This window comes from Vibrio sp. 1727 (genome assembly GCF_033344415.1).
Classification (GTDB): domain Bacteria; phylum Pseudomonadota; class Gammaproteobacteria; order Enterobacterales; family Vibrionaceae; genus Vibrio; species Vibrio alginolyticus.
On the sequence record NZ_JAWPOT010000274.1, the window covers coordinates 1 to 696 of the forward strand.

The following is a 696-nucleotide window of genomic DNA, read 5'->3' on the forward strand; positions in this document are numbered from 1 at the left end:
CCGGTGACAGTATTCTCTCGACGATGCCAAATGAGCAGTGTGGCACCTTCGATTACGATAATGACGCCTGTCTGCATTGGCAGTCGGGTACATCCATGGCCAGTCCTCATGTTGCTGGCGCAGCTGCGTTACTTTGGGCATACAAATATGCAGATCAGTTATCCGATCCTGCAACTTGCCAAGATGCCTCTGGCGTACCTTGTAACCAGATGATTCGTATGATGTTGGAACAAGGAGCGGATCCAATAGGTGCTGATGGACAAGATTTACAGAGCATCTCTCAATACGGACGACTTAATTTGGTGGGAGCTCTGACTGCAACACCTTCGGAACCGCCACCGCCTCCTCCTCTAGTCGTTAAGGCACCAGAAGCTCTTTCTATCTCGATCACCAATAGTATTGTCTTTCTCAATTGGAACTACTTGGGGGATCAGGATGCCATTGCAGGCTTTAGAGTCGAACGCGAGAGTTGGAATGCAAAACGTAATCGATGGCAAAGCCTAAGCAGTTGGGATGTTCTCGACCCTACGGCCACGACGTTTGAAGATTCCAGCGCCAATGGCGAAGTGCATTATCGTGTTGGCACCATTCAGCAAAGCGATGGTTCTTTGTTCTGGAGTGGATGGAGCGATAACATCACGGTTGCTGGTTCTGGTGGTGGTAAGGGCGGCGGAAAAGGTGGAGGTAAGCCGAACA

Annotated in this window: 1 protein-coding gene; it reads left to right on the plus strand. The window is 50.3% G+C overall.

Translation table 11 applies throughout. The features are described 5' to 3' along the window. On the plus strand, positions 1 to 696 hold a 696-nt coding region (locus tag R8O10_RS25205), incomplete at both ends, for a S8 family serine peptidase (protein ID WP_318191954.1).